The organism is Sporolactobacillus shoreae, from assembly GCF_004684935.1.
Classification (GTDB): domain Bacteria; phylum Bacillota; class Bacilli; order Bacillales; family Sporolactobacillaceae; genus Sporolactobacillus; species Sporolactobacillus shoreae.
On record NZ_SRJD01000019.1, the window covers coordinates 37,694 to 61,711 of the forward strand.

A 24,018-nucleotide genomic window follows, 5' to 3' on the forward strand; every position below is an offset into this window, starting at 1 on the left:
CCGAGCACTGAGCTTACCGCAGTCCAAAAATTATTTAATTAGTTTTCCCAAAAATAGGATAGCCCATACTTACAAATATATCAATGTTAGCATTAAAACATAATATCATAGTCAATTTTCAATGTCAATCTTTTCTTGCACAAAAAACATGGTAGCCTTTTTTGCGTGAGATAACATCAACCCGACTAAATATTTCCTGAAGCAAAGTGAGTGCGGACGGAGCGCCCTGTTTCTTTTGGATAACCACCCACAGTTCACCTCCGCTTTCGAGAAACTGAAGGGATTCGGCAAGTATCTGACTGACGATCTTTTTCCCTGCGCGGATGGGCGGATTTGTCACTATTGCAGCAAATGTCCCGTCAACTTTTGCAAACTGATTACTTTGAAACACTTGGGCATCCACTCTGTTTATTCTCGCATTTTCTCTGGCCAGTGCTACAGCTCGTTCATTGATATCCGCCATCGTTATCTGGCGGTGCGGAAATGCCTTGCCCAGCGAAATGCCAATCGGGCCGTAGCCACATCCCATATCCAGTATCTTCCCTGGAATTTCCGGCTCATGAAAGCTTTCAATCAAAAGTCTTGAGCCGAAATCAATCCCCTTTTTCGAAAAAACACCTGAATCAGTCACAAACGAAAAAGCCGTTCCTCTTAATTCCTCCGTCAGCCGTTGGCGGTCGCTTGCCGCATGGGGATGTTCTGAATAATAATGTTCACTCATTTGCACAACCCACCTTAATAAGAGGAATAGTCATTCGGGATTCGAATAGGAGTTTCACTGTTTCAGGAAATAAAAAAGCCCGCGCAAGCGCGGGCTTTTTCTCGAACTTATTTCAGTTCTACCTTTGCGCCAACTTCTTCGAGTTTGCCTTTAATTTCTTCGGCTTCTTCTTTAGCGGCGCCTTCCTTAACAGCCTTTGGTGCACCATCAACCAGTGCCTTTGCATCTTTCAGGCCAAGACCTGTGATTTCGCGGACAACCTTGATGACCTTGATCTTCTGTTCGCCAGCTTCTGCAAGAACAACATCAAATTCAGTCTGTTCTTCTTCAGCAACAGCACCTGCACCGGCTGGAGCAGCAACCTGAGCAGCTGCCGTCACGCCAAATTCATCTTCAATTGCTTTAACGAGATCGTTCAGTTCGAGAACAGACATCTCTTTGATTGCGCCAATGATATCTTCTTTAGTCATTGAATAGATCCTCCTTAAATTTCCTTTTAATTTAATTTTTAAGTGCGTTTCACGCCGCAGGAATCAGGCTTCCTGCTGTCCCTTTTGTTCTGCGACTGCCTTTACGCCGATTGCAAAATTGCGGATCGGAGCCTGAAGAACATTTGCCAGCATCGACAGAAGTGTTTCTTTGGACGGAAGTTCAGCAAGTGCCTTGATTTCATCCACAGATGCCGCTTTGCCTTCAATCACACCGGCTTTGATTTCCAGTGCCTCATGATCTTTTGAAAAATTATAAAGTACTTTCGCCGGAGCGATAACGTCATCTTTGCTGAAAGAAACAGCCGTCGGACCTGTAAGAGCTTCATCAAGAGAAGTCACGCCAGCGATTTCAGCCGCACGACGGGCAAAAGTATTTTTATATACTTTATAATCCACGTTGGCTTCACGAAGTTGTTTCCGAAGTTCCGTCACTTCGGACACGGAAAGTCCGCGATAATTGACAACAATCGTTGCCACGCTTTCTTTCAGTTTTCCGGCGATTTCATCGACAATCTTCTTTTTTTCTGCAAGAATTTTATCATTGCTCATTGTATGGTACACCTCCCCGCTTCAATTTTCCGTATTCAGAAAATCATTCCCCACAGGCAAGCCATTAAAAAACCCTCAGTCTTTGCAGACATGAGGGTAAGATTCTATCTGATACATAAAGAGTTATCAGGATTCTTCAGAACCTCGGCCGGGAATAAATTAAGCATTTACCATGCCCCTGCTGTCTACGGTAATCAAACATTTAATTGATTTCAACAATTGTTTATTATAGTGATTCCCAGGATCCCTGTCAACCTGTTACCAGACCCCATTCAGGACGGATCAGCGGGCAACGGCTGTCGAAACAGCGACGCCCGGTCCCATCGTCGAGGAAATCGCAATATGCTTCAGATACGTTCCCTTAGCCGCAGCGGGTTTCGCTTTGACAAGTGTTCCAACCAGAACATTGAAGTTTTCAACCAGTTTGCTGTCTTCAAATGAAACTTTGCCGATCGGAACGTGGACGTTTCCGTCTTTCTGAGCGCGGTATTCAACTTTACCGGCTTTGATTTCCTTAACAGCCTTTTCAACATCAAAAGTAACGGTGCCTGTTTTCGGGTTCGGCATCAAGCCTTTCGGTCCGAGCACGCGTCCGAGACGGCCGACCTGAGCCATCATATCCGGAGTAGCAACAACGACATCGAAATCAAACCAACCGCCGCTGATCTTCTCCACATATTCCTGTTCACCGACATAATCTGCGCCTGCCGCTTCAGCTTCCTTTGCTTTGTCACCCTTTGCGAAAACAAGGACGCGCTGGGTCTTGCCGGTTCCGTTTGGAAGCACGACCGCACCGCGGACCTGCTGATCATTTTTACGCGTATCAACGCCGAGACGGACAGCGACATCAACAGATTCATCAAATCCGGCAGCAGCAATTTTCTTCACCAAGCTGACAGCTTCATCAATGCTGTATGCCTTGGAACGATCGACAGCCTTAACTGCCTCAAGATATTTCTTTCCTCTTTTAGCCATTCGAAATCCTCCTTTGTGGTACTAGCGGTTTGCATTGACCTCCCACCGATCATAAAACCTGCGGATCCGATCCGCGATACCTATAGTCTTGAAAAAATCAGTCCTCGACTACGATACCCATGCTACGTGCGGTTCCTTCAACCATCCGCATCGCTGCTTCAACGTTGGCCGCATTCAAATCAGGCATTTTCAGTTCCGCGATGGCGCGGACTTTATCACGCTTGATTGTCGCAACTTTTTTCTTGTTCGGTTCGCCGGATCCCGATTCAACACCAGTTTCCTTTTTCAAAAGAACAGCCGCAGGCGGCGTCTTTGTAATAAACGTAAACGAACGGTCTTCAAATACTGTGATTTCAACCGGAATAATCAGGCCAGCCTGATCAGATGTACGTGCGTTGAACTCCTTGCAGAAGCCCATAATATTAACGCCCGCCTGGCCCAGCGCCGGACCAACAGGCGGAGCTGGATTTGCTTTTCCTGCCGGAATCTGCAGCTTAACTAATTTAATGACTTTCTTTGCCATGAGAGCACCTCCCTGAAACAGTTTGTGGTACGGGGCAATCCCTTCCACTCATTCATAAATCTCTATGGCCGAATCAAACTCTGTACTGACGATGGGTAAGATCAGTATTAATCATACAAACATCAAAATTATACACATGTACCGGGCAAAATGCAAGATTCATTTCGAACCCATGAAATACCGGTTCCAACGAAATCAGTCGAGCTTTTTAACCTGATTGAAGTCCAGTTCAACCGGTGTTTCACGGCCAAACATGTTTACGTGGACTTTGAGCTTGCTCTTTTCCTGATCGATGCTCTCAACACTCCCGATAAAGTCGGCAAAAGGACCTTCTTTGACTTTCACCTGTTCCTTAATCGAGAAGTCCACATCAACAGTCCGTTCTTTCAGGCCCATCTGCTTCAGGATTGCGTCTACTTCTTCGGGAAGCAGCGGAATCGGTTTGGAACCCGCGCCGGTTGATCCGACAAAACCCGTAACGCCCGGTGTATTGCGGACGACATACCATGAGTCATCCGTCATAATCATTTCCGTCAGCACGTAACCGGGAAAAACCTTTTTCATAGCGGTCTTTTTCTGACCGTTCTTCATTTCCGTTTCCTCTTCCATCGGAACAAGAATACGAAAAATCTTATCGGCCATCCCCATAGACTCTACTCTTTTTTCCAGATTGGTTTTGACTTTATTCTCATAACCCGAGTATGTGTGTATAACATACCAGTTCTTCTCCATAACTTTCTTCCTCCAAATGACCGGCCTGTCCGGTCATTATTGTTTTGTGATCAAGTGCAAAAGCTGTGTGACGCCCAGATCGATCAGGACAAAGAAAACAGCGAGAAAAATAACAGTCACAACCACTGTGACCGTGTATTTGAAAAGCTCTTTGCGTGTCGGCCAGGTAACCTTCTTTATTTCTGCAACGATGTCCCGAAAAAATTTCCCGGTCCCTTTAACAATACCAGCCATGCTTATCCATACCTCCGCCTGAAAAGTCTACTTCGTTTCACGATGCAATGTGTCGCTACTAGCAGTTTTTGCAGAATCTATTCATTTCAACCCGTCCGGCATCATGATCCTCTTTTTTTTGAAGATGAATCGTTTCTCGTATGGCAAACCGAACAGGAGAGAATAACCTTTTTTCTCAATGCAGGCACTTTTAATTCCGTGCGTTTCTAACCGGCAATCAGAAACTGACTACCCGTTTCTGCCAGTCGTTTACTTTCTGAAAGTAAAATAAAGAAAGGCGACCAGCCGCCTCTCTTCAAATTAATACACACTATTCATAATCTATCACAGGGGAAATGCCCTGTCAATAAAGTCTGAACTGCGTCACAGGCTGAGCTCTTTCAGTTGCAGGCAATGTTCGAGTTTCCTTTTCACTCTTTGTAACGCGTTATCAATCGATTTGACATGGCGTTTCAGATCAGCGGATATTTCCTGATAAGTCCTTCCGTCAAGATACTGGTTTAGTACATCCCTTTCAAGATCACTTAGAACCTTTGAGAGTTTTGCCTCAATGTCGTCATATTCTTCTCTGCTGATCAGCAGTTGTTCCGGATTTGACGAATGAGTTTCACCGACTACATCCATCAATGTGCGTTCCGATTCCTCGTCGTAGATAGGCCTGTCCAGAGAAACGTAGGAATTCAGGGGGATGTGTTTCTGACGGGTCGCTGTCTTAACCGCCGTAATCATCTGACGTGTGATACATAGTTCTGCAAACGCTTTAAAAGAAGCGAGCTTGTCTCCCCTATAATCACGGATGGCCTTGTAGAGGCCAATCATGCCCTCCTGAATGATATCTTCACGGTCTGCCCCGACAAGAAAGTAAGCTTTTGCTTTTGCCCGGACAAAATTTTTATACTTATAGATGAGATACTCCAGCGCGTCGCCATTGCCATCGTGAACCACTTCCAGTATTTTTTCATCATCGAGTGACCGAAATACTGCTGCATCTGTCTTTACCGGATCGTAACTCATCTTTATCCCTCCGAGCACTTGGATGTCTTTTTGAAAATTATACAGTAACAAAAATCAAAACGTCAAGAAAATTCAAAAACCTCTCCGCATCTTTTCGAGTTTTTCCCGTGTCGCTTCATCCATCGGAATTTTCGTTCCTCTTGCAGGGGCCTGCTTATTCGTCGTCGCAGCCCCTATTTCTCTGTCAATCTTCTTAATTTCTTCGATCAGTTCTCTGGACGGCTTTCTCAGCGCCCCTTGGGAAAAAACAGCCCACTGTTCGGCCATATCCGATGTGGCAACATGAATCCGCGTTTTCACATTCTGCAGTTTTCTGATCAGGCCCTCTATTTTCTGATCTGCTTTTTCACTTTTTTTCGTGTAAATGACCTCAACCTTTGATTTGTGGGTCTTAGTTTCTTTTCCGGGGATCAGGTATGCGTCAAAGATAACGATGACCCGCCAGCCAGTCACCGCCTGATATTCTGCCATTTTATCAATCAACAAATCCCTGGCATTTTCAAATTCTTTGGTCTTCAGCGATTTCAGTTCCATCCACGCGCCGATCACATTATATCCGTCAACAATCAGGATGTCATTCATGACTCTCACCCTTGTTCCTGTTTCCGGTGCCTGAAAACTTCATACATGAGCAAGCCGGCCGCAACGGAAGCATTCAATGACGTTACTTTCCCGGCCATCGGGATATTGATCAGAAAATCGCATTTCTTTCTGACAAGTTTCGACATGCCCGATCCTTCATTACCAATCACGAGGCATATCGGTATGGAATAGTCAGCTGCTGAGTACTCTTCGCTTCCGTCGGCGGCGGTTCCCGCGAACCAAATCCCCTGCTCTTTCAGGCTGTCCATGGTATTCGCGAGGTTAGCGACACGCACGACTGGAATGTACTCAATCGCGCCAGTGGACGCTTTGGCCACGACCGAAGTCAGACCGACCGAATGCCTTCGTGGTATGATCACACCATGGCATCCGGAAGCATCGGCCGTTCTGAGGATCGAACCCAGATTATGGGGATCCTCAATATCGTCAAGCATCAGGAAAAATGGTTTTTCACCGCGCTCTTTCGCCAGCTCGAATAAATCGGAGAGTTCCGAATAATGGTAGGCTGCAACGGAAGCGACAACACCCTGATGCTGGGACGATTGAGAAAGCTGATCCAGCTTCTGTCTCGGTACAAACTGTACTGCGATCCCATTGTTTTTAATGAGATCCAGCAGTTCGCTGAATCCTTTGCCCTCCTTATTCAGCCACACTTTGTTGATTTCGCGCCCAGACCGTATCGCTTCCGCGACAGGATGGCGGCCCATGATCCATTCATCGTTCACTAGGCTCGGCTCCCTTCTACCGGATGATTGGCGAACATTTTATCCATGATCTCATCAATACGTTCCCTCTTGTTTCCAAAATGCAGATAACCGATCAGCGCCTCAAATCCAGTGCTGAAATTATAGGTCTGGACATCTGTATTTCTTGGCACGGAGTGTGATTTGGCATTGCGGCCGTGTCGGACGATATCCAGTTCTTCGTCGGTCAGAAAATCATGATCAATCAGTTCATGGAGGAAAACAGACTGAGCCCTCGCCGATACGTAGCCGACCGTTTGTTCATGTAAGGCGTGAATCTTTGTTTTCCCGCCGGCAATGACCGCCTCCCGGACATAGGTCTCAATAATCGCGTCTCCCATAAAAGCCAAAACGAGACTGTTTAATGTCTCCGGATCCACTTTTTCTTTGTTCATGATTATTCATGGCCTCTTTTCCAGCGCACGCCTTGAGCGGTGTCCTCAAGAATAACGCCCTTTTCTTTCAGCGCGTCGCGTATCTCATCGGCGATGTCAAACCTTTTTTCTTTCCTTGCCGCTTCACGCTTCTGGATCAACTCTTCAATATCACTGTCTAATATACTTTCCGATTGATCTTCAAGTTTCAGTCCAAGCACCCCGGACAATTCCTCAAGAATGTCTCGATATCCGGCTAGAGAAACCGCATCCGATTTTTCATCCTGTAGTGCAATGTTTGCGTCTCTGACGATATCAAACAAAACGGCGATCGCATTGGCTGTGTTAAAGTCATCATCCATTGATTCAATAAAATCATACCGGTACTGATCTAATTTTTCTGATGGCCCTTCCGAAACAGCTTCGTTCCCTTTCAAACGGTGATCAAGATTATAGTACGCTGTCTTAAGCCTGCCGAACGCCTGAACCGCATCATTCAACAGTTCATCGCTGAAATTAATCGGGTGCCTGTACTGAACGGTCAATATGAAAAACCGGATGACCTGCGGATCATATTTCTTGATCAGATCATGGACGAGAATCACATTGCCGATAGATTTCGACATTTTCTCGTTATTAATCTGAATATGACCATTGTGAAGCCAATAGTGCGCCATTGTCTTATGATGCAGCGCCTCTGACTGGGCAATTTCATTTTCATGATGGGGAAAAACGAGATCTGTCCCGCCGGCATGAATGTCAATGGTATCCCCAAGATATTTCTCAACCATTGCCGAGCATTCAATATGCCAACCGGGACGGCCCTCGCCCCACGGGCTCTCCCACTTGATTTCTCCGGGCTTCGCTGCCTTCCAAAGTGCAAAGTCAAGAGGATCTTCTTTATTTTCACCAATCTCAATCCGCACGCCTGATTTCAGGTCGTCAACCGACTGATGGGACAGTTTCCCATAGCCTTGGAATTTTCTCGTTCTGAAATAGACATCCCCATCTACAGGATAGGCGTAACCGGCATCGACCAGTTTTTTGATAAAAGAAATGATCTCCGGCATCGTTTCCGTGGCTCTTGGGTTGAAGGTTGCCTTTTTGACATTCAGCGCCCCGACATCATCCAAATATGCCTTGATGAACTCGTCAGCAATCCGCGGAACGGAAATGTGCCGCTCTTTTGATGCATTGATCAGTCGGTCATCAACGTCTGTAAAATTCGAGACATAAGTGACGTTGTATCCGCGATATTCAAAGTACCGTCTGACTGTGTCAAACACAACAACCGGTCTCGCATTGCCAATATGGATGTAATTGTACACCGTCGGTCCGCAGACATACATTCGGACCTTTCCCTCTTCCAGAGGAACAAATGCTTCTTTTTTCCTTGTCAGCGTATTGAATACTTTGAGGCCCATTGGTGTCACTCCTTTTTTTGCAAAGTTTTTAATTTGCCAATTTCCATTTGCATGGTCTCTATTTCTTTCTCAAGCTGTTTGATTTTATCCGCCACGGGATCCGGAAGATCTGCATGATCCAGATCATGATGATGCACTTTAAATCCGTTCTGGCGGACGACATGTCCCGGAATGCCGACAACTGTTGAATCAGCGGGGACATCCTGCAGCACCACAGAACCAGCGCCTATTTTGGAATGGTCGCCGATCGTGATCGATCCGAGCACCCGCGCTCCTGCTGAAATCAGCACATCGTTTCCAACCGTCGGATGTCTTTTTCCTTTTTCTTTCCCTGTTCCTCCCAGTGTCACACCCTGGAAAAGGGTAACATCATCACCTATTTCACACGTTTCACCGATGACAATGCCCATCCCGTGATCCATGAAAAAACGTCTGCCAATCTTTGCTCCGGGATGGATCTCAATGCCGGTCAAAAAGCGGGTCAGTTGGGACAACACCCTTGCCGCAAAAAATAAATTTTTCCGCCACAGCCAATGCGCGATCCGGTGCGCCCAGATCGCATGAAGTCCGGAGTAGGTCAAAATTACTTCCAGCTTGCTTCGCGCCGCAGGATCCTGGTCAAACACATTTTTCAGATCTTCGGCAATAATGTTCCGCACTCTGGATTCACCTCCATGTTCTGCTTTTCTTAGGCTTTGTTAAACGTGTCTGTTGTTTTTCGCTCTAGGCACTCGCTTTCCGCTCGAATCCATAATGCAACAAAATCAACATTCACTATTTAACATAGCCTTTCTTTAAAATCTCTGTATAAAACGATACTTTTTTCAATACGTGCAGCTAATGGACACCGGACTTTCCAATCGTCAACAGCTGCTGTATAAAAAGGGCGCCTTCATGTCGATGTGACACAAAGACGCCCTGAGACGCGGTTCCACTTTGTTTGAGAATAAATCTCCACTCTATTGCCGGTAACGGCGGCCGCCGTCTTCGCCTACTTAAGATTCAGCAAAAAACTCAGAGGAGCAATTCAGCGACAGTTCCTCCCGGACGGCTTTCAGCGCTTTAACCGTCCTCTCTGTGAAGGAAGAAACAATCCTTACTTAACCTCTTCAACGCTTTAAGATTTATTTTCTTTTACATTATGCATGAGCCGTCAGTCCCGCAACAGGAAGAGCCGCAGTCACTGTTAAAAAAGCAATCAGACCGTTTTCTGAACGTCCAGGTAATGATCCAGCCGGTTGAGGACAAGATCCCTTCCCAGAAGTTCAAGCGCCTCGGGCAATTCAGGACCATGCTGAGAACCTGTAGCAACGACCCGGATTGGCATGTATAGTTTCCATCCGCGCTGCTTGGTTTCCTTCTGCACGACTTTAATCTTCGGTGCGATCGCTTCCGCCGTCCACTCCGTCAAACTTTTAAGTTCATCTGTGAACGATGAGATCACATCGTTAACCTGTTCTCCGGAAAGGATTTTCTCCTCATCCTTGGTCAGGTCATCGTTCACAATGCTTTTGTTGAAGAACATATCGCTTACCTGAACGATTTCCGCACCATAGTGCAACTGTTCCTGATAAAGCAATACAACACGCTCCGCCCACTTCAGCTGTTCTGGAGACATCTGCGCCGGAAGAAGTTTCGCATCAACTAAGTATGGAATGGTGAACTTTACGTACTCATCAGCCGGAAGCTGATTGATATACTGCCCATTCATCCATTCCAGTTTTGATTTATCAAACATGGCCGGTGATTTACTTAATCTCTCAGCATCAAATAACTTGATAAAATCTTCACGCGAGAAGATTTCTTCTTCACCTTTTGGTGACCAGCCAAGAAGCGTGATGAAATTAAAAAGCGCTTCAGGGAGGAAACCCATATTTTTATACTGCTCAATAAACTGAACAATGCTATTGTCGCGCTTGCTCAGCTTCTTATGCTGTTCGTTTACAATCAGCGTCATATGACCAAAAACCGGCGGCTCCCAACCAAAGGCGTGGAAAAGCATGATTTGTTTCGGGGTATTCGAAATATGCTCTTCACCGCGCAGGACATGGGTCATTTTCATCAGATGGTCATCGACGACGACCGCAAAGTTATAGGTTGGCACGCCGTTCTGCTTGACGATTACAAAATCACTGACGTCACTTGAATTAAAGGAGACATGCCCTTTAACAATGTCGTCAAACTCAATTTTCTGATCATCAGGTATCCTGAAGCGGATCGTTGGTTTTCTGCCTTCCGCTTCATACTGCGCGATCTGCTCTTTGGTCAGGTGCCGGCATTTCCCGGAATAATGCGGCGCCTGCTTGTTTGCCATCTGGGTTTCCCGTTCAGCTTTTAGCTCTTCTTCCGTACAGTAACACTTATAGGCCAGCCCTTTGTCGAGCAGTTCCTGCCAATATTTTTTATAAATATCCAGCCTTTCCATCTGCCGATAAGGACCGTATTCGCCGCCTACATCGACACTTTCATCCCATTCAAGGCCTAGCCACTTCAAGTATTTCAGCTGGCTTTCCTCCCCGCCCTCAACATTACGTTTTAGGTCGGTATCCTCGATACGGATGATAAATTTTCCGCCTGCGTGGCGTGCGAAAAGATAATTAAATATTGCGGTACGCGCGTTGCCAATATGCAAAAAGCCTGTCGGACTCGGTGCATAGCGTACCCTGACTTCTTCTGTCACTGTATTCACCACTTTCTGTTATTCTTTTTTATTTTAGCACGGATGACGGCCGGAGTATCATTTTTTTCTACTTTTTCCATGTGAATCCGGCAGATTCAGCCGGAATCCAACGACTTTCGCTGAAAGTCTTGACTCAATCTTTCTCCGGACTGGTTTCAAGAAGGCAAACAGCTTCAGCAGCGATACCTTCCCCTCTTCCCGTAAAACCCAGCTTCTCAGTTGTCGTCGCCTTGACATTGATCCGATCAGGCTCTGTCTCCAGAATAGCTGCAATCGTCTGCCGCATGTCCCCGATATACGGTGCGAGTTTCGGTTTCTGGGCGATCACAACGCAGTCGACATTGCCGACGGTATATCCTTTGGCACGGATAATAGCCAGAACTTCAGTCAGCAAAGCCTTCGAATCCGCATCTTTATAGGCTTCATCGGTATCGGGAAAATGTCCCCCGATGTCCCCCTCGCCGGCGGCTCCCAGCAGCGCATCACTGATCGCATGGAGCAGAACGTCGGCATCGGAATGCCCGGCTAATCCGAGCTGATAAGGGATGGTCACCCCTCCTATAATCAGTTTCCGTTGTTCAGCAAATTGATGCACATCAAATCCGTGGCCCACACGCATCTTCTTTCTCCTCTTCAAGAAATTTTTCTGCAATGATCATGTCTTCGGGTGTTGTCAGCTTAATATTTCGATAGCTTCCGGAGACAGTCACCACTAGCATCCCCATTTCTTCGACCAGTGAAGCATCATCGGTAGCCATGAAGTGGCGATCAGCTCCTTCCCGATAGGCCCGCAAAATGACTGAAAGCCGAAAAGCCTGGGGTGTCTGAGCAGCCCACAGGCTTTTACGTTCCAAAGTTTTCCGGACTTCACCGCTATCGACCTGTTTGATCGTATCTTTTACAGGCACAGCAAGAAGCGCCGCACCATGCTTGTCCGCCGCTTCCACAACCCCCGCAATCCGGCGTCGGTCGATAAACGGCCGCGCGCCGTCATGCACGAGAACAATACGATCATCAGAACTTTTCAAACTCTTGAGTCCATTAAAAACACTTTCCTGGCGTTCACTTCCGCCCGCCGCCAAGGCGACGACCTTGTGAATCCCGTATTTTTCGAGCAGTCCGCGGAACAGGTCCCTCTCGCTCTCTCTAACAACCAGGACTATACCTTCGCAGCAGGGATCCTTTTCAAAAATCCGAAGCGTGTGAATAATCACCGGTGTCCCCTTCAAAGGAAGCAATACTTTATTTCTATCCGCCCCCATGCGAGAGCCCTGACCCGCCGCAACAACCACTACTTGATAATTCATCTGCCGAAACCTCCGGATAGGCGGCGCTGATCCGTGTTTTAGTGGAATCACAACGCCTTTTCAAGCAATTTAGGTTTGGCAAAAATCATCCGTCCTGCAGAAGTCTGCAGAACACTGGTAATAATCACGTCAATTGTCTTGCCAATATACCTATGTCCTTCTTCTACCACAATCATTGTGCCGTCGTCAAGATACCCGACACCTTGGTTCTGTTCTTTCCCATCTTTGATCACCTGCACCTGCAGTTCTTCCCCCGGAAGCACAACCGGTTTGACCGCATTGGCCAGATCATTGATATTCAGAACGCGGACTCCCTGAAACTCGCATACTTTATTCAAGTTAAAATCGTTAGTCACCACAATGCCGCCCATCGCTTTTGCGAGACGGACAAGCTTGCTGTCTACTTCCGTGATATCATCGTAGTCCCCTTCATAGAGATCCACATGAATTGAATGGTCTTTCTGAATCTTATTGAGGATGTCAAGTCCCCGTCGTCCGCGGTTCCGCTTCAGTACATCGGATGAATCCGCTATATGCTGGAGTTCTTCGAGAACGAAGTGCGGAATGACCATCGTGCCTTCCAAAAAACCAGTTTGACAGATATCAGCGATTCTTCCGTCAATGATCACGCTTGTGTCAAAAATTTTATAGGGAACAAAGTCTGTCTGCTGAGTCCCTTCTGATTTTACGTCGCGTTTCTTCTCTCTAGATCTTGCAGGCAGATGAAAAAGACCGATGAGTTCGTCACGCTTTTTGAAACCAACCTGAAAGAAAAAATAGCCCAGAAAGATGTAAATAAAAATCGGTAGTACTGTGCTAATTCCCGCGATATTCAGACCTGACAAAGGAAGCTGAATCAGAAAAGAAATAACAAGGCCGAAAACCAGGCCAATCGTACCGAAAACGACATCCGTAACCGGAGCTTTAATGATCCTGTCTTCAAAAGCCTTCAATAAATTTACCAATGAGTCCACAAACCAAAAAGTTAAAAGTGCTACAATCAGTGCCCCGATGACCATTCCTGAAAAAGGGGATTCGAACCACCTCGGAATATCGTTGCCAAAATTCAGAAGCAGGATAATTTTCGGTATATAGACAAAGCCTAGTGTGCCTCCGAGAAGAATTAAGAACAGCTGAATGACTCTTTTAAACACATTCCATCACCTCCTTAAAGCATTATTGACAAATAAATGAAATCAAAACAATTTGCGAGATAAATAACTTTTTAAAGGACACCCGAATCACAATACGGGGCCGACGAGTACTTTACAGATCCGCCGGGAAATAAGCGGGGTCGGGCGCGCCGCTTTCAGTCCCTCCAAGCGCCAGACCCATAACCTGGGCCAGAGACGCAACACCTATGACTTCCATTCCTTCAGGATGTGACCAGCCACTCAGATTTTTTTCGGGAATAAAGGCTCTGGAAAAGCCTAATTTACAGGACTCGTTCACTCTCTGCTCAATGCGTGAAACCCCTCTGATTTCACCTGTCAGACCCACTTCACCGATGAACACATCGGATATCCCGGTAGGACGGTTGCTGAAACTCGAAGCAATGCTGACCGCGGCGGCCAGGTCAGTCGCCGGTTCATCGAGCTTGATACCTCCCGCCACGTTGACATAGGCGTCCTGATTCTGCAGCAACAGCCCGACCCGCTTCTCAAGCACAGCCATCAGCAGCGATATCCGGTGATCGTCCATCCCCGTTGCCATTCTGCGCGGATTTCCGAAACTCGTCGGTGACACCAAAGCCTGTACCTCAACCAGAATCGGGCGTGTGCCTTCCATTGCGGCCACAATTGCTGACCCGGACGCTCCCCTGGCCCGTTCCTGAAGAAAAATTTCTGAGGGGTTGGCGACTTCCGCAAGCCCGGACTCCTTCATTTCAAACACACCCATTTCATTCGTCGAACCAAAACGGTTTTTAACCGCCCTGAGGATGCGAAATGTATGATGCCTTTCACCTTCAAAATAGAGAACCGTGTCCACCATGTGCTCCAAAGTCCTTGGTCCGGCAAGTGCCCCGTTTTTTGTGACATGACCGACAATAAAAATCGCCGTGCCGCGGGTTTTTGCAATCCGCAGAAGATCGCCGGTGCACGCCTTAACCTGCGAGATGCTTCCGGGTGCCGAGGACATTTCGGAATTGTAAATGGTCTGAATGGAGTCGATAATCATAATTTCAGGTTGAACATCCTGCATATGAGCCTCGATCTGCCTGATGTCTGTTTCTGAAAGCACATACAAATTGTCCGAAGCGACATTCAGACGTCCCGCCCTCATCTTGGTCTGGCGGACGGATTCCTCTCCTGAAATATAGAGTACGGTATGTCCCTTCCTTGCGAGCTGATCCGAAACTTGAAGCAACAGTGTCGATTTACCAATCCCCGGATCCCCGCCGACCAGTGTCAGCGAAGCCGGAACAACCCCGCCGCCCATAACCCGGTTGAACTCCTTTAGCTCGGTAACGATTCTCGGCTCTTCATCAAGTATAATCTGGTTCAACAGCGACGGTTTATTATCCCTTCCGACCGAGGAAATACCCGCGGACGATGCAGGGCGGATTGTCTCTTCTACCATTGTATTCCAATTTTGGCAACCGGGACAGCGTCCCATCCATTTCGGGCTTTCATAACCGCATTCTTGACAGATGAAAACTGTCTTTGATTTTGCCATCGGGTTCACCCGTCCGTTCCCTGGCCGGAGCCAGTATTTAATCCATCGGCTACAATGAGCGGTCTGTCTGAATAGATAAAGAAGCCAAGGCTTATATCAAACTTTGGCTCCTTTATCATTGCTGCATGACTCCGTCAGACCGTTTGTGGCACATCAGGACTTTGCCACAGCCTCTTCCTTTTTATTGACGACGTAATCACCATCTTTATAGTCAATGACGACGTGCGTTCCTTTTTCAATATTTCCCATGAGCAGCTCTTCGGATAATTTGTCCTCCACACGCCTCTGGAGTGCTCTGCGAAGCGGTCTCGCACCGTATTCAGGGTCATAGCCTTCCTCCACGATTTGGCCTTTCGCCGCCTCAGTCAGGTCAATAACGATGCCCTGACTTGACAAACGATTTTTCAGTTGATCAGCCAGCAGCGTGACAATTTCCTGCAGCTGTTCTTTTTTCAATTCGTGGAAGACAATGATCTCATCGATGCGGTTGAGGAACTCTGGACGAAAGGCACGCTTCAGCTCACTCATCACTTTGTCTTTCATTTCTTTATATTCGCGTCCTTCGCTGTCCACGGAGAACCCGACGTATTTATTTCGCTTCAATTCGCTCGCGCCCACGTTGGAAGTCATGATAATCGCCGTATTGCGGAAATCAACTGTTCTTCCCTTTGAATCCGTGAGACGTCCGTCATCAAGCACCTGAAGCAGAATGTTGAACACATCCGGATGCGCTTTTTCGATCTCATCAAACAAAATGACAGAATAAGGTTTCTGGCGCACCTTTTCGGTCAGCTGACCGCCTTCCTCATGGCCGACATAGCCCGGAGGTGATCCGACAAGCCGCGAAGTAGTATGTTTCTCCATGTATTCGGACATGTCAATCCTGATGATGGCCTCTTCATCACCGAAAAGCGTTTCAGCAACTGCCCGTGCCAGCTCAGTTTTTCCGACACCAGTAGGCCCAAGGAAAATAAATGATCCGATGGGTCTCTTAGGATCCTTGAGACCGGCGCGTGCTCTGCGGATCGCATGGGAAATCGCTTTGATCGCTTCGTCCTGCCCCACAACTCTTTTATGGAGAATGTCCTCCATATGAAGCAAACGCTCGCTTTCTTTCTGTTCCAGACGGACAACAGGAATTCCCGTCCAGTTAGCGACAACCTGTGCCACATCATCTGGAAGAACCTGGGTGTTTTCTTTACCCTGCTTTTCTTTCCAGTCTTTTTCACATACATCTACTTGTTCTTTCAGTTTCTGTTCGCTATCGCGAAGCGAAGCCGCCTTCTCAAATTCCTGGCTCTGAACCGCGGCGTCTTTTTCCTTTTTCACCGTTTCTAGCTTCTGCTCCAGCTCTTTGAGATTTGGCGGAGCCGTGTACGAACGCAGCCGGACTTTAGAAGAAGCCTCATCGATCAGATCGATCGCTTTATCCGGGAGAAAGCGATCGGAAATATACCTATCTGACAACTGAACTGCGGATTCTATGGCCTCATCTGTAATTTTCACCCGATGATGCGCCTCATACCGATCACGCAGCCCTTTCAGAATCTGGATAGACTCATCTTTTGTGGGCTCTTTTACTTTAATCGGCTGGAAGCGACGTTCAAGAGCGGCATCTTTTTCAATGTATTTACGATATTCATCAAGTGTCGTCGCGCCGATACACTGCAACTCGCCACGGGAAAGTGACGGCTTAAGAATATTTGAAGCGTCAATTGCACCTTCTGCGCCACCGGCCCCGATCAGTGTATGAAGTTCATCAATGAAAAGGATAATATTTCCCGCCTGGCGGATCTCATCCATCACTTTTTTCAGCCGGTCTTCAAATTCACCGCGATATTTCGTCCCGGCGACGACCGTACCCATATCAAGAGTCATGACACGTTTATCGCGCAGAATCTCTGGAACTTCATTATTAATGATTTCCTGTGCCAACCCTTCGGCTACTGCTGTCTTTCCGACACCCGGTTCACCGATCAGAACCGGATTATTTTTTGTACGACGACTGAGTACTTCAATCACCCGTTCAATTTCCTTGCTTCTACCAATCACAGGATCAAGACTTCCTTCTCCTGCCATCGCTGTCAAATCGCGGGCGAGGCTGTCAAGAGTCGGCGTATTGGCATGAGCCGTATTTCTTCCCTGCACTCCTCCGGCAGTCGCTTCATGGCTTCCAAGCAGCTGAAGCACCTGCTGTCTTGCTTTATTCAGGCTGACGCCCAAGTTGTTCAGCACTCGGGCGGCAACACCCTCCCCTTCGCGAATCAATCCGAGCAGGATGTGCTCGGTCCCGACATAGGAGTGGCCAATTTTTCTCGCCTCATCCATAGACAATTCAATCACCCGTTTTGCTCGGGGTGTATAGTGAGGGGTCTGAACCGTTTCAGTTCCCCGGCCGATCAGCGCTTCAACTTCCTTTTGAATTTTTTCCGGACTCAAGTTCAGCGCGAGAAGGGCTTTTGCCGCAATTCCGTCCCCTTCCCGGACAAGTCCGAGTAAAATATGTTCTGTTCCAATATTATTGTGGCCCAGCCTCATGGCCTCTTCCTGAGAAAGTGCAAGCACTTTTTGAGCCCGTTCTGTAAATCGTCCAAACATCATAATTGTGGCCTCCTTTTGTCGCTTTCTCTCTTCACACAGGCCTTTCGAAAAAGACGTTCTTCCGCATCAATGGCTTAATGGATAAACATTCTCCAACCGAATGCCTCACAGCCGACTTTCAGGGAACCGTTCAATCTCCAGAAAAATTGATTCATCTTATCCCTGTTCAGTCTATTGTAGAGAACCTTCTGAAAATCTTCAACTTTTACAGCTTGTGCCGTTCAAAAAGAAAAAAGTATTCAGCCGGATCGTGGCTAGATTTTATCGTGGTCGGATCTTATTAAGTAAAGGGAATGTGAGCCCTATGTCGACAACATCGCATGCTTATTACTTCGCCGTATGCCCCATTATTTCCTCTTTATTCATCTGACAAAAAGATGTGCCTTCAAAAACCCAGCTGCAAGAAATAACAGTGGGTCAGCGTGTATAGGTGAGTGACTGAAGCATGGCTTTTAAAATATTCGCACGCATGACATCTCTTACAGGTATATCAACGTCGAGGACACTATGATCAATCGCGCTGAGCATTAGTCTGGCCTCCCTTTCATTGATGACCTCCTCCTCAAGTAAATGAATAATAATGGAGTCGGCCATATTCTCTGTGAGCCTGTAGTCAATCAGATTGATCATCTCGTCGATTAAATCGGCATCCGTGACTGGCTGAACCTTGACAACCTGGATATACCCGCCGCCGCCCCTTTTACTTTCGACAACATAACCTCTTTCAATGGAAAAGCGTGTTTTCAGTACATAATTAATCTGTGACGGCACACACTGAAACTTTTCGGCAAGCTCACTTCTCTTCAGTCTGATGTTGTCACTCGAATTTAGTATTTCCTTTATATATTTTTCAATAATGTCAGATATGTTCCTCATCGGGGCATCTCCTCCCTGACTTTGACTAACTTTGACTATACTTCAATTATGACTGAGTTTTGCTAATTAATCAACCACCCCGCGATGAAACCGTGCTCGCCAAGCAACAGTCCCTTTGTTCCGCATGCTGCCGATTGGATGGAAGCTATATTTCACCATCTCCGTATACACCCATTTATTTTTGAAACCTCCACCGGATTTTCTTTTTTGGTCAGGATTCCATCTGTTGAGCACTTTATTCGGACATGTGGGGGTCATGTCAGGTATCCCGTACCCGCCCGCACTTTTCGCCTTCGTAAAAATAAGTTTGGTAAAAAAAAGACAGGCGGCTGTGCCTGCCTGTCCGTTAAATCATGAATTGTCTTTTTTACCGCTTATCAATCATACGAGCGTGAGACGTCTCCAGACCGCTTTCTTTGCTTCATTTTCCGATCTGTCCGTAAGCACAGTGAGCGTTCCGTTCGCGTACTTCTTTTCCAACGCTTTGCTGATTAAAAAGTCAGCAATTTGAGGATTTTTTGACAGGAAAGGACCGTGCATGTAAGTTCCGATCAGATTTTTATACACCAACCCCTCTTTTCTGTCCGTTCTGTTGTTGCCTGATCCCTTGATAACCCTTCCCAATACAGGATAGTGATGAAAGGTTTCGCCGGAATGATTCTCAAAGCCCGCTATTTTACCAAATGTTTTCGATTCCACGAGTATATTTCCAATCATTCGGCTATTTTGCTCAAAATTGGCTATTGTATATAAGTCAAGGATACCCAATCCGTTCAATCTGTTTCCCCTGACATCCTGATAGTATTTTCCTAAAAATTGATACCCGCCGCAGATTGTCAGGCACGGCGTTCCCTTCTCGATAACTGCCTTGAAGTCATCCTTGATTAATTTCAGCTGCATCGTACAGAGGCTCTGTTCGCGATCCGATCCCCCTCCCAGAAAAATCATGTCCGCATCGTTCAGATCGACATCATCCTTACGTGTTATTTCATTGACCTGAACGATTTCCAGAGTGATATTTCTCCACTCACACCTTTTTTTCAAAACCGTCACGTTGCCATCATCGCCATACAAATTCAGTTTATCTTCAAAAAGATGGTAGAGTTTTAATGTTTGCATGACGTTTACCTTTCTTCCTGGTTTTCTTTGGCAGATTTATTGACCAAATAATTGTTCACTGAATTGAGAGCAGTGTAATTCGGTAAGTAATAGGTTTTTGTAAAATGGACAAGAGAAAAGTCCATTGCCTTCCCAATTTCGGGGACCACCTTGATTTTATTCGGGTCTATATCCGCATATTTCAGACGGTTTGCCATTTCCCATGCCCTTCGGCCGCTGCAGAGAAAATTGGAAATGCTCGATTGGGCCAGTCTTTCAAAATCAACATCCCAGATCCAGGAAACGTCGTTCCCATCAGCCGTCAGATCATTCAGAAAAAAAACGACACTTTTATTCTGGGGATCATAATTAATCTCCCCGATAGCCACATCGGCACTGGCCGGATTTTTGATCAGGTTGACGATTCGGTCCGTTCCGTTGTAATGATAGATCGTCATTCTCCCGTTTTTCAGCTTGTAATTTTCGAGTCCCCCAAAGATCGCCTCATTCGGCAGGTTCAGTTCTTTTGCGACTGAAACAGCCGATAACGCATTGTACAAATTGTGCACCCCGAAAAGGCTTAGCTGATAATCCGATGTCCTTTCGTTCGGACTCGAACCAGTCCCGGCCTCGTCCTGTTGCTTTTCTGTAACCTGAAAAAGAAATCCCTTATTGTTTCTCTGAATTTTTTTAATCTCGTAATCTGGGATCTGTCTTTTAAAACCGCAATGTTCACATGTATAATAGCCTAACTGACTATAAAACATCGCTTCATACATCAGCTTTGATCCGCAGTTTGGGCAGTAAAGGGATTCCCTCACACTTGTTTTTTCAAAGTGGTAAGCGTTTTTGCTGATTCCGAAATATATTTTTTTATTCTTAAGGTCTGAGAATCGGGCGACAAATGGATCGTCTGTATTCAGGATCAGTCGGGCATCTGTTGCTGCGATCGCTTCATGCATTTTATTAATCAGGATGTCAATTTCACCGTACCGATCCAATTGATCTCTGAAGAAATTGTTGATCACGATCACGACCGGATGTACTTCTTTAAGCAATGGCACGATGGTCGCCTCATCACATTCAATCACTGCCCATTCCTTTGTCCGTGATTTTTTAAGCTCCTGTGCCTTCTCGACATAGATCTGGGTGATGCCGTTGATCAGGTTATTTCCACTCGTATTATTGATCACAGGCAGACCCCCCCGCCCCAGAATTGCGGAGATCAGATTAGAAGTTGTCGTCTTTCCATTTGTTCCGGTAATGATGATCGTGTTGGTCCTTTTCGCCAGATTCCGCAGGATATCTCCGTCCAATATCCGTGCGAGCTTTCCCGGCATGCTTTCCCCTCTTCCTTTGCCTGTTGCCCTGATGATGCGCTTAATAAGCTTCACAGACCAGATGGAAAATAGTTCATTTACACGCATTCGTCTTTTTCTCCTTTAATTTTTACCGCGTTATCCATCCGGGCGAAGTGTCGAAAAATGAAAAATTCTAAAAAACATCGGCACAGATTTTCTCTTTTAAATGACATTATTCATTTTACAATAATTATTTTATAATAAATATTTTATAATAGGTGTAATATTAATAATTTCTAATACTTTTTTCGGCTTTTTTAATGATCGGACATCTTCATATAGTAAAATATTAATATCACTACAGGAGCAAGATTTATGAGCACATCAAAAATGATCCGGGGTACGATGATTCTTACCATTGCCGCTGTTATTTCCCGTCTGATGGGTGTTTTATTCATCATTCCTTTCTACTGGCTGACTGGAGAAGACGGAGCCTATTTATACGCCAATGCCTATACGATCTATGTTATTATGTTGAGTATTTCAACTCTGGGATTGCCTCTTGCGGTATCCAAATTTATTTCCAAATACAATGCTTTGGGTGAGTATGAATCAGGGAGAAGGCTGCTGAAGTCAGGCATCATAGTCATGCTGATCACCGGGGTCACGGGCTTCTTATTTCTTTTCCTCAGTGCTCCGGCGCTGGCGGGAGCTTATGGCATTCCAGCGGAAAATTTTGAAAATGTTGTCCTAATGACGCGTGTCGTTAGCATTGCAATCATGATTGTTCCCTTGCTTAGCCTGCTGCGCGGCTACTTCCAGGGATTTCAGTCGATGGGGCCGACCGCCGTTTCCCAGGTTGTCGAACAGGTTATGCGGATCACCTTTATTTTGGCTAGTTCTTTTCTTGTCATGAGGGTATTTAACGGTTCCGTTGTCACTGCGGCAGCACTCGCCACTTTTGCAGCATTTATCGGAGCCGTGGCAGGTCTGTACGTGATGTTGCGCTACTGGGTGCTGAGGCACAGGAAGATAACGGAGATGACAAAAGAAGCTCACGTGCATGGGAGCTACCGGATGCCCTTCCGGACGATGTATAAGGAACTTCTGACGTATGCTGTTCCCTTTGTCGCCGTCGGCATCGCGATGCAGGCTTATGAGCTGGTCGACCAGATGATGGCCGCGCACTTCCTTCCCTATAGTTATCGGGCCAAAATCACGATTATCGGCGACCTGACGATGAACGATCAGAAACTGGTATTAATCCCAGTGACACTGGCTACATCACTGGCGATCAGCGCTGTTCCCGCAATTATTGCTTCTTTTGCGAAAAATGATCAGAATGATGTCCATGAGAAGATCACTCAGGCGTTTAAACTCGTCCTATTCCTGACTGCTCCCGCTGCTGTCGGGCTCTCCATGCTCGGCTATATGGTGCACGGCTTTCTTTATACGACAGAGCCCGATCTGCTGGCAATCGGCGGTCGCATCCTGCGCTGGTATGCGCCGACAGCTCTCCTGTTCGCTTTGTTTCAGGTCGGCGCGTCCATCCTGCAGGGAATCAACCGTCAGATGATCACACTGTCCGCGCTTATCGCCGGTATCCTTTTGAAAATCTGTCTCAATCCAGTTTTCATGGGACTGTTCGGAATGGTCGGGCCGATTATTGCCACAGATATCGGCTATCTGACTTCGATCGTGACGATATTCATCGCCATTCGTAAAGCAACGAATTATCCATTCTCGCTGCTTGGCCGGCAGGTTCTCCACATTGCACTCTGTACGGGTGTTATGGCGCTTGCTATCAAAATCATATTTATGATGACCGGCGGCTATTTTCCGTCCGGGAGGATTCCGGCACTGCTCGTCACTATTCTGGCTGTTCTGGTCGGCGCTGCTATCTATCTTTCTTTGATAAAATTGACGGGGCGGCTGCACCACGCAGTCAGGAGCTCATATCTGAAATCACACAAACGAAGCTAAAGAAACAGCATTGCGGCTCATGGTTTCTGACAAACCGCTTATGAGGGAGAAAGCGTCTACAGCCGGATGGGCCTTGTCTGAGAGTACCGGGATTTTGCTAGGACCTAATTTTCATTTGTCGACCTACCAGTAAGCAGCACAAAATATAAAATAGCGGTGCTTTTGCCACTTCGGCAAAAGCACCGCTATTAATTTTCCTGCATACCCCTTACGACTGGCCATTTCAGGCCATTGACCCGGAGCAGCAGCTGCCAGTGGAGCCTAGGAGGATCGAACTCCTGACCTCCTGCGTGCAAAGCAGGCGCTCTCCCAGCTGAGCTAAGGCCCCATTGAAAATATAAATAAAAAATGATCGGGAAGACAGGATTTGAACCTGCGACCCCCACGTCCCGAACGTGGTGCTCTACCAAGCTGAGCCACTTCCCGATATGGTGCGCCCTAGAGAAGTCGAATCCCCAACCTTCTGATCCGTAGTCAGACGCTCTATCCAGTTGAGCTAAGGGCGCAAAAAAAACAGAAAAAGTGGTGCCGAGGGCCGGACTCGAACCGGCACGGTAGTCACCTACCGCAGGATTTTAAGTCCTGTGCGTCTGCCAATTTCGCCACCCCGGCACAGCACAAAAATGGAGCGGAAGACGGGATTCGAACCCGCGACCCCCACCATGGCAAGGTGATGTTCTACCACTGAACTACTTCCGCATAATAATGATTCTGGCTCATTATTAATAACAAATGGTGAGCCACGAAGGATTTGAACCTTCGACCCTCTGATTAAAAGTCAGATGCTCTACCCCTGAGCTAGTGGCTCATACCTCTGTAAAGAGGAGTGCCGGTCAGAGGACTTGAACCCCCAACCTACTGATTACGATTCAGTTGCTCTACCAATTGAGCTAGACCGGCATGAAAATGGAGGATATAGGGCTCGAACCTATGACCCTCTGCTTGTAAGGCAGACGCTCTCCCAGCTGAGCTAATCCTCCACAATCGCCTGGCAGTGACCTACTCTCACAGGGGGACAGCCCCCAACTACCATCGGCACAGAAGAGCTTAACGGCCGTGTTCGGGATGGGAACGGGTGTGACCTCTTCGCTATGACCGCCAGACTAAAACCCG

Annotated in this window: 23 protein-coding genes, 8 tRNA genes, 1 rRNA gene and 2 other annotated features; of the genes, 1 reads left to right on the forward strand and 31 read right to left on the reverse strand. The window is 46.9% G+C overall.

What is annotated here, in order from left to right; genetic code table 11:
* Positions 1-124: 124 nt before the first annotated feature.
* The 22 genes from E4665_RS14155 to E4665_RS14260 all read right to left on the reverse strand — a co-directional run bounded on the left by E4665_RS14155 (position 125) and on the right by E4665_RS14260 (position 21,048).
* Positions 125-721: a class I SAM-dependent methyltransferase gene (locus E4665_RS14155; RefSeq protein WP_135349453.1), complete on the reverse strand. Its 597-nt coding sequence runs from the start codon at positions 719-721 to the stop codon at positions 125-127.
* Positions 722-828: 107 nt separating this feature from the next.
* The gene (rplL, locus tag E4665_RS14160; RefSeq protein WP_135349454.1) at positions 829-1,191 is read right to left on the reverse strand and encodes a 50S ribosomal protein L7/L12; all 363 of its coding nucleotides are present in this window, start codon (positions 1,189-1,191) and stop codon (positions 829-831) included.
* A 63-nt stretch (positions 1,192-1,254) separates the two neighbouring features.
* A complete protein-coding gene (rplJ, locus tag E4665_RS14165; protein WP_135349455.1) occupies positions 1,255-1,761 on the reverse strand; it encodes a 50S ribosomal protein L10 in 507 nt (168 codons plus the stop codon).
* Positions 1,762-1,818: 57 nt separating this feature from the next.
* Positions 1,819-1,970: a sequence feature (ribosomal protein L10 leader region), on the reverse strand.
* Between the two features lie 73 nt (positions 1,971-2,043).
* Positions 2,044-2,736, reverse strand: coding sequence for a 50S ribosomal protein L1 (gene rplA / locus E4665_RS14170; RefSeq protein WP_135349456.1), 693 nt, complete (start codon positions 2,734-2,736; stop codon positions 2,044-2,046).
* Positions 2,737-2,833: 97 nt separating this feature from the next.
* On the reverse strand, positions 2,834-3,259 hold the full coding sequence (gene rplK / locus E4665_RS14175; RefSeq protein ID WP_135349457.1) for a 50S ribosomal protein L11: 426 nt from the start codon (positions 3,257-3,259) through the stop codon (positions 2,834-2,836).
* Between the two features lie 195 nt (positions 3,260-3,454).
* The gene (nusG, locus tag E4665_RS14180; RefSeq protein ID WP_135349458.1) at positions 3,455-3,991 is read right to left on the reverse strand and encodes a transcription termination/antitermination protein NusG; all 537 of its coding nucleotides are present in this window, start codon (positions 3,989-3,991) and stop codon (positions 3,455-3,457) included.
* Between the two features lie 36 nt (positions 3,992-4,027).
* On the reverse strand, positions 4,028-4,225 hold the full coding sequence (gene secE / locus E4665_RS14185; protein ID WP_135349459.1) for a preprotein translocase subunit SecE: 198 nt from the start codon (positions 4,223-4,225) through the stop codon (positions 4,028-4,030).
* A gap of 363 nt (positions 4,226-4,588) precedes the next feature.
* Complete coding sequence (sigH, locus tag E4665_RS14190; RefSeq protein ID WP_135349460.1) at positions 4,589-5,239, reverse strand: RNA polymerase sporulation sigma factor SigH; 651 nt, start codon at positions 5,237-5,239, stop codon at positions 4,589-4,591.
* Positions 5,240-5,311: 72 nt separating this feature from the next.
* Complete coding sequence (locus E4665_RS14195) at positions 5,312-5,821, reverse strand: NYN domain-containing protein (RefSeq protein ID WP_135349461.1); 510 nt, start codon at positions 5,819-5,821, stop codon at positions 5,312-5,314.
* Between the two features lie 5 nt (positions 5,822-5,826).
* Positions 5,827-6,567: a 23S rRNA (guanosine(2251)-2'-O)-methyltransferase RlmB gene (gene rlmB, locus E4665_RS14200; protein WP_135349462.1), complete on the reverse strand. Its 741-nt coding sequence runs from the start codon at positions 6,565-6,567 to the stop codon at positions 5,827-5,829.
* Positions 6,567-6,980 (reverse strand): Mini-ribonuclease 3, encoded by a 414-nt coding sequence (locus tag E4665_RS14205; RefSeq protein WP_422067266.1) that lies wholly within the window; start codon positions 6,978-6,980, stop codon positions 6,567-6,569. Before E4665_RS14205 ends, rlmB begins: the two co-directional genes overlap by 1 nt.
* Positions 6,981-6,982: 2 nt before the next feature.
* Complete coding sequence (gene cysS / locus E4665_RS14210) at positions 6,983-8,383, reverse strand: cysteine--tRNA ligase (protein ID WP_135349464.1); 1,401 nt, start codon at positions 8,381-8,383, stop codon at positions 6,983-6,985.
* Positions 8,384-8,388: 5 nt separating this feature from the next.
* Positions 8,389-9,042, reverse strand: a complete 654-nt coding sequence (gene epsC, locus E4665_RS14215) for a serine O-acetyltransferase EpsC (protein ID WP_135349465.1) — start codon at positions 9,040-9,042, stop codon at positions 8,389-8,391.
* A gap of 247 nt (positions 9,043-9,289) precedes the next feature.
* Positions 9,290-9,505, reverse strand: a binding site (T-box leader).
* Positions 9,506-9,581: 76 nt separating this feature from the next.
* On the reverse strand, positions 9,582-11,063 hold the full coding sequence (gltX, locus tag E4665_RS14220) for a glutamate--tRNA ligase (RefSeq protein ID WP_135349466.1): 1,482 nt from the start codon (positions 11,061-11,063) through the stop codon (positions 9,582-9,584).
* Positions 11,064-11,196: 133 nt separating this feature from the next.
* Positions 11,197-11,682, reverse strand: coding sequence for a 2-C-methyl-D-erythritol 2,4-cyclodiphosphate synthase (ispF, locus tag E4665_RS14225; RefSeq protein WP_135349467.1), 486 nt, complete (start codon positions 11,680-11,682; stop codon positions 11,197-11,199).
* Positions 11,660-12,370, reverse strand: a complete 711-nt coding sequence (gene ispD / locus E4665_RS14230) for a 2-C-methyl-D-erythritol 4-phosphate cytidylyltransferase (protein ID WP_135349468.1) — start codon at positions 12,368-12,370, stop codon at positions 11,660-11,662. Before ispD ends, ispF begins: the two co-directional genes overlap by 23 nt.
* Positions 12,371-12,417: 47 nt before the next feature.
* A complete protein-coding gene (locus E4665_RS14235; protein WP_135349469.1) occupies positions 12,418-13,524 on the reverse strand; it encodes a PIN/TRAM domain-containing protein in 1,107 nt (368 codons plus the stop codon).
* A 112-nt stretch (positions 13,525-13,636) separates the two neighbouring features.
* The gene (radA, locus tag E4665_RS14240; RefSeq protein ID WP_135349470.1) at positions 13,637-15,046 is read right to left on the reverse strand and encodes a DNA repair protein RadA; all 1,410 of its coding nucleotides are present in this window, start codon (positions 15,044-15,046) and stop codon (positions 13,637-13,639) included.
* A 153-nt stretch (positions 15,047-15,199) separates the two neighbouring features.
* Positions 15,200-17,647 carry an ATP-dependent protease ATP-binding subunit ClpC gene (gene clpC / locus E4665_RS14245; RefSeq protein ID WP_135349471.1) on the reverse strand — a complete coding sequence of 816 codons (2,448 nt, stop codon included), beginning with the start codon at positions 17,645-17,647 and terminating at the stop codon, positions 15,200-15,202.
* A 417-nt stretch (positions 17,648-18,064) separates the two neighbouring features.
* Positions 18,065-18,523 (reverse strand): CtsR family transcriptional regulator, encoded by a 459-nt coding sequence (locus tag E4665_RS14250; protein WP_135349472.1) that lies wholly within the window; start codon positions 18,521-18,523, stop codon positions 18,065-18,067.
* Positions 18,524-18,904: 381 nt separating this feature from the next.
* Positions 18,905-19,642 (reverse strand): type 1 glutamine amidotransferase, encoded by a 738-nt coding sequence (locus tag E4665_RS14255; protein WP_135349473.1) that lies wholly within the window; start codon positions 19,640-19,642, stop codon positions 18,905-18,907.
* Between the two features lie 5 nt (positions 19,643-19,647).
* Complete coding sequence (locus E4665_RS14260; RefSeq protein ID WP_135349474.1) at positions 19,648-21,048, reverse strand: MurT ligase domain-containing protein; 1,401 nt, start codon at positions 21,046-21,048, stop codon at positions 19,648-19,650.
* Positions 21,049-21,297: 249 nt separating this feature from the next.
* Here E4665_RS14260 and E4665_RS14265 point away from each other — a divergent pair, with 249 nt between their 5' ends.
* The gene (locus E4665_RS14265) at positions 21,298-22,905 is read left to right on the forward strand and encodes a putative polysaccharide biosynthesis protein (RefSeq protein WP_135349475.1); all 1,608 of its coding nucleotides are present in this window, start codon (positions 21,298-21,300) and stop codon (positions 22,903-22,905) included.
* A gap of 255 nt (positions 22,906-23,160) precedes the next feature.
* Here the strand turns inward: E4665_RS14265 and E4665_RS14270 are convergent.
* From E4665_RS14270 to rrf, 9 genes are all read right to left on the reverse strand, one after another.
* Positions 23,161-23,233 (reverse strand) — tRNA-Ala (locus E4665_RS14270).
* A 24-nt stretch (positions 23,234-23,257) separates the two neighbouring features.
* Positions 23,258-23,331: transfer RNA gene (locus E4665_RS14275), tRNA-Pro, on the reverse strand.
* Positions 23,332-23,334: 3 nt separating this feature from the next.
* Positions 23,335-23,411, reverse strand: a tRNA-Arg gene (locus tag E4665_RS14280).
* A gap of 17 nt (positions 23,412-23,428) precedes the next feature.
* Positions 23,429-23,517, reverse strand: a tRNA-Leu gene (locus E4665_RS14285).
* A 12-nt stretch (positions 23,518-23,529) separates the two neighbouring features.
* Positions 23,530-23,604 (reverse strand) — tRNA-Gly (locus E4665_RS14290).
* A gap of 34 nt (positions 23,605-23,638) precedes the next feature.
* Positions 23,639-23,713, reverse strand: a tRNA-Lys gene (locus E4665_RS14295).
* 19 nt (positions 23,714-23,732) lie between these two features.
* Positions 23,733-23,805, reverse strand: a tRNA-Thr gene (locus E4665_RS14300).
* 7 nt (positions 23,806-23,812) lie between these two features.
* Positions 23,813-23,885 (reverse strand) — tRNA-Val (locus tag E4665_RS14305).
* 6 nt (positions 23,886-23,891) lie between these two features.
* Positions 23,892-24,008, reverse strand: a 5S ribosomal RNA gene (rrf, locus tag E4665_RS14310).
* Positions 24,009-24,018: the final 10 nt, after the last annotated feature.

Excerpts from the sequence above, each read along its gene's own strand:
- E4665_RS14155 (WP_135349453.1), bottom strand. The coding sequence starts at position 721 with ATGAGTGAACATTATTATTCAGAACATCCCCATGCGGCAAGCGACCGC.
- rplL (WP_135349454.1), bottom strand. The coding sequence starts at position 1,191 with ATGACTAAAGAAGATATCATTGGCGCAATCAAAGAGATGTCTGTTCTC.
- rplJ (WP_135349455.1), bottom strand. The coding sequence starts at position 1,761 with ATGAGCAATGATAAAATTCTTGCAGAAAAAAAGAAGATTGTCGATGAA.
- rplA (WP_135349456.1), bottom strand. The coding sequence starts at position 2,736 with ATGGCTAAAAGAGGAAAGAAATATCTTGAGGCAGTTAAGGCTGTCGAT.
- rplK (WP_135349457.1), bottom strand. The coding sequence starts at position 3,259 with ATGGCAAAGAAAGTCATTAAATTAGTTAAGCTGCAGATTCCGGCAGGA.
- nusG (WP_135349458.1), bottom strand. The coding sequence starts at position 3,991 with ATGGAGAAGAACTGGTATGTTATACACACATACTCGGGTTATGAGAAT.
- secE (WP_135349459.1), bottom strand. The coding sequence starts at position 4,225 with ATGGCTGGTATTGTTAAAGGGACCGGGAAATTTTTTCGGGACATCGTT.
- sigH (WP_135349460.1), bottom strand. The coding sequence starts at position 5,239 with ATGAGTTACGATCCGGTAAAGACAGATGCAGCAGTATTTCGGTCACTC.
- E4665_RS14195 (WP_135349461.1), bottom strand. The coding sequence starts at position 5,821 with ATGAATGACATCCTGATTGTTGACGGATATAATGTGATCGGCGCGTGG.
- E4665_RS14205 (WP_422067266.1), bottom strand. The coding sequence starts at position 6,980 with ATGAACAAAGAAAAAGTGGATCCGGAGACATTAAACAGTCTCGTTTTG.
- cysS (WP_135349464.1), bottom strand. The coding sequence starts at position 8,383 with ATGGGCCTCAAAGTATTCAATACGCTGACAAGGAAAAAAGAAGCATTT.
- ispF (WP_135349467.1), bottom strand. The coding sequence starts at position 11,682 with ATGCGTGTGGGCCACGGATTTGATGTGCATCAATTTGCTGAACAACGG.
- ispD (WP_135349468.1), bottom strand. The coding sequence starts at position 12,370 with ATGAATTATCAAGTAGTGGTTGTTGCGGCGGGTCAGGGCTCTCGCATG.
- radA (WP_135349470.1), bottom strand. The coding sequence starts at position 15,046 with ATGGCAAAATCAAAGACAGTTTTCATCTGTCAAGAATGCGGTTATGAA.
- clpC (WP_135349471.1), bottom strand. The coding sequence starts at position 17,647 with ATGATGTTTGGACGATTTACAGAACGGGCTCAAAAAGTGCTTGCACTT.
- E4665_RS14250 (WP_135349472.1), bottom strand. The coding sequence starts at position 18,523 with ATGAGGAACATATCTGACATTATTGAAAAATATATAAAGGAAATACTA.
- E4665_RS14255 (WP_135349473.1), bottom strand. The coding sequence starts at position 19,642 with ATGCAAACATTAAAACTCTACCATCTTTTTGAAGATAAACTGAATTTG.
- E4665_RS14260 (WP_135349474.1), bottom strand. The coding sequence starts at position 21,048 with ATGCGTGTAAATGAACTATTTTCCATCTGGTCTGTGAAGCTTATTAAG.
- E4665_RS14265 (WP_135349475.1), top strand. The coding sequence starts at position 21,298 with ATGAGCACATCAAAAATGATCCGGGGTACGATGATTCTTACCATTGCC.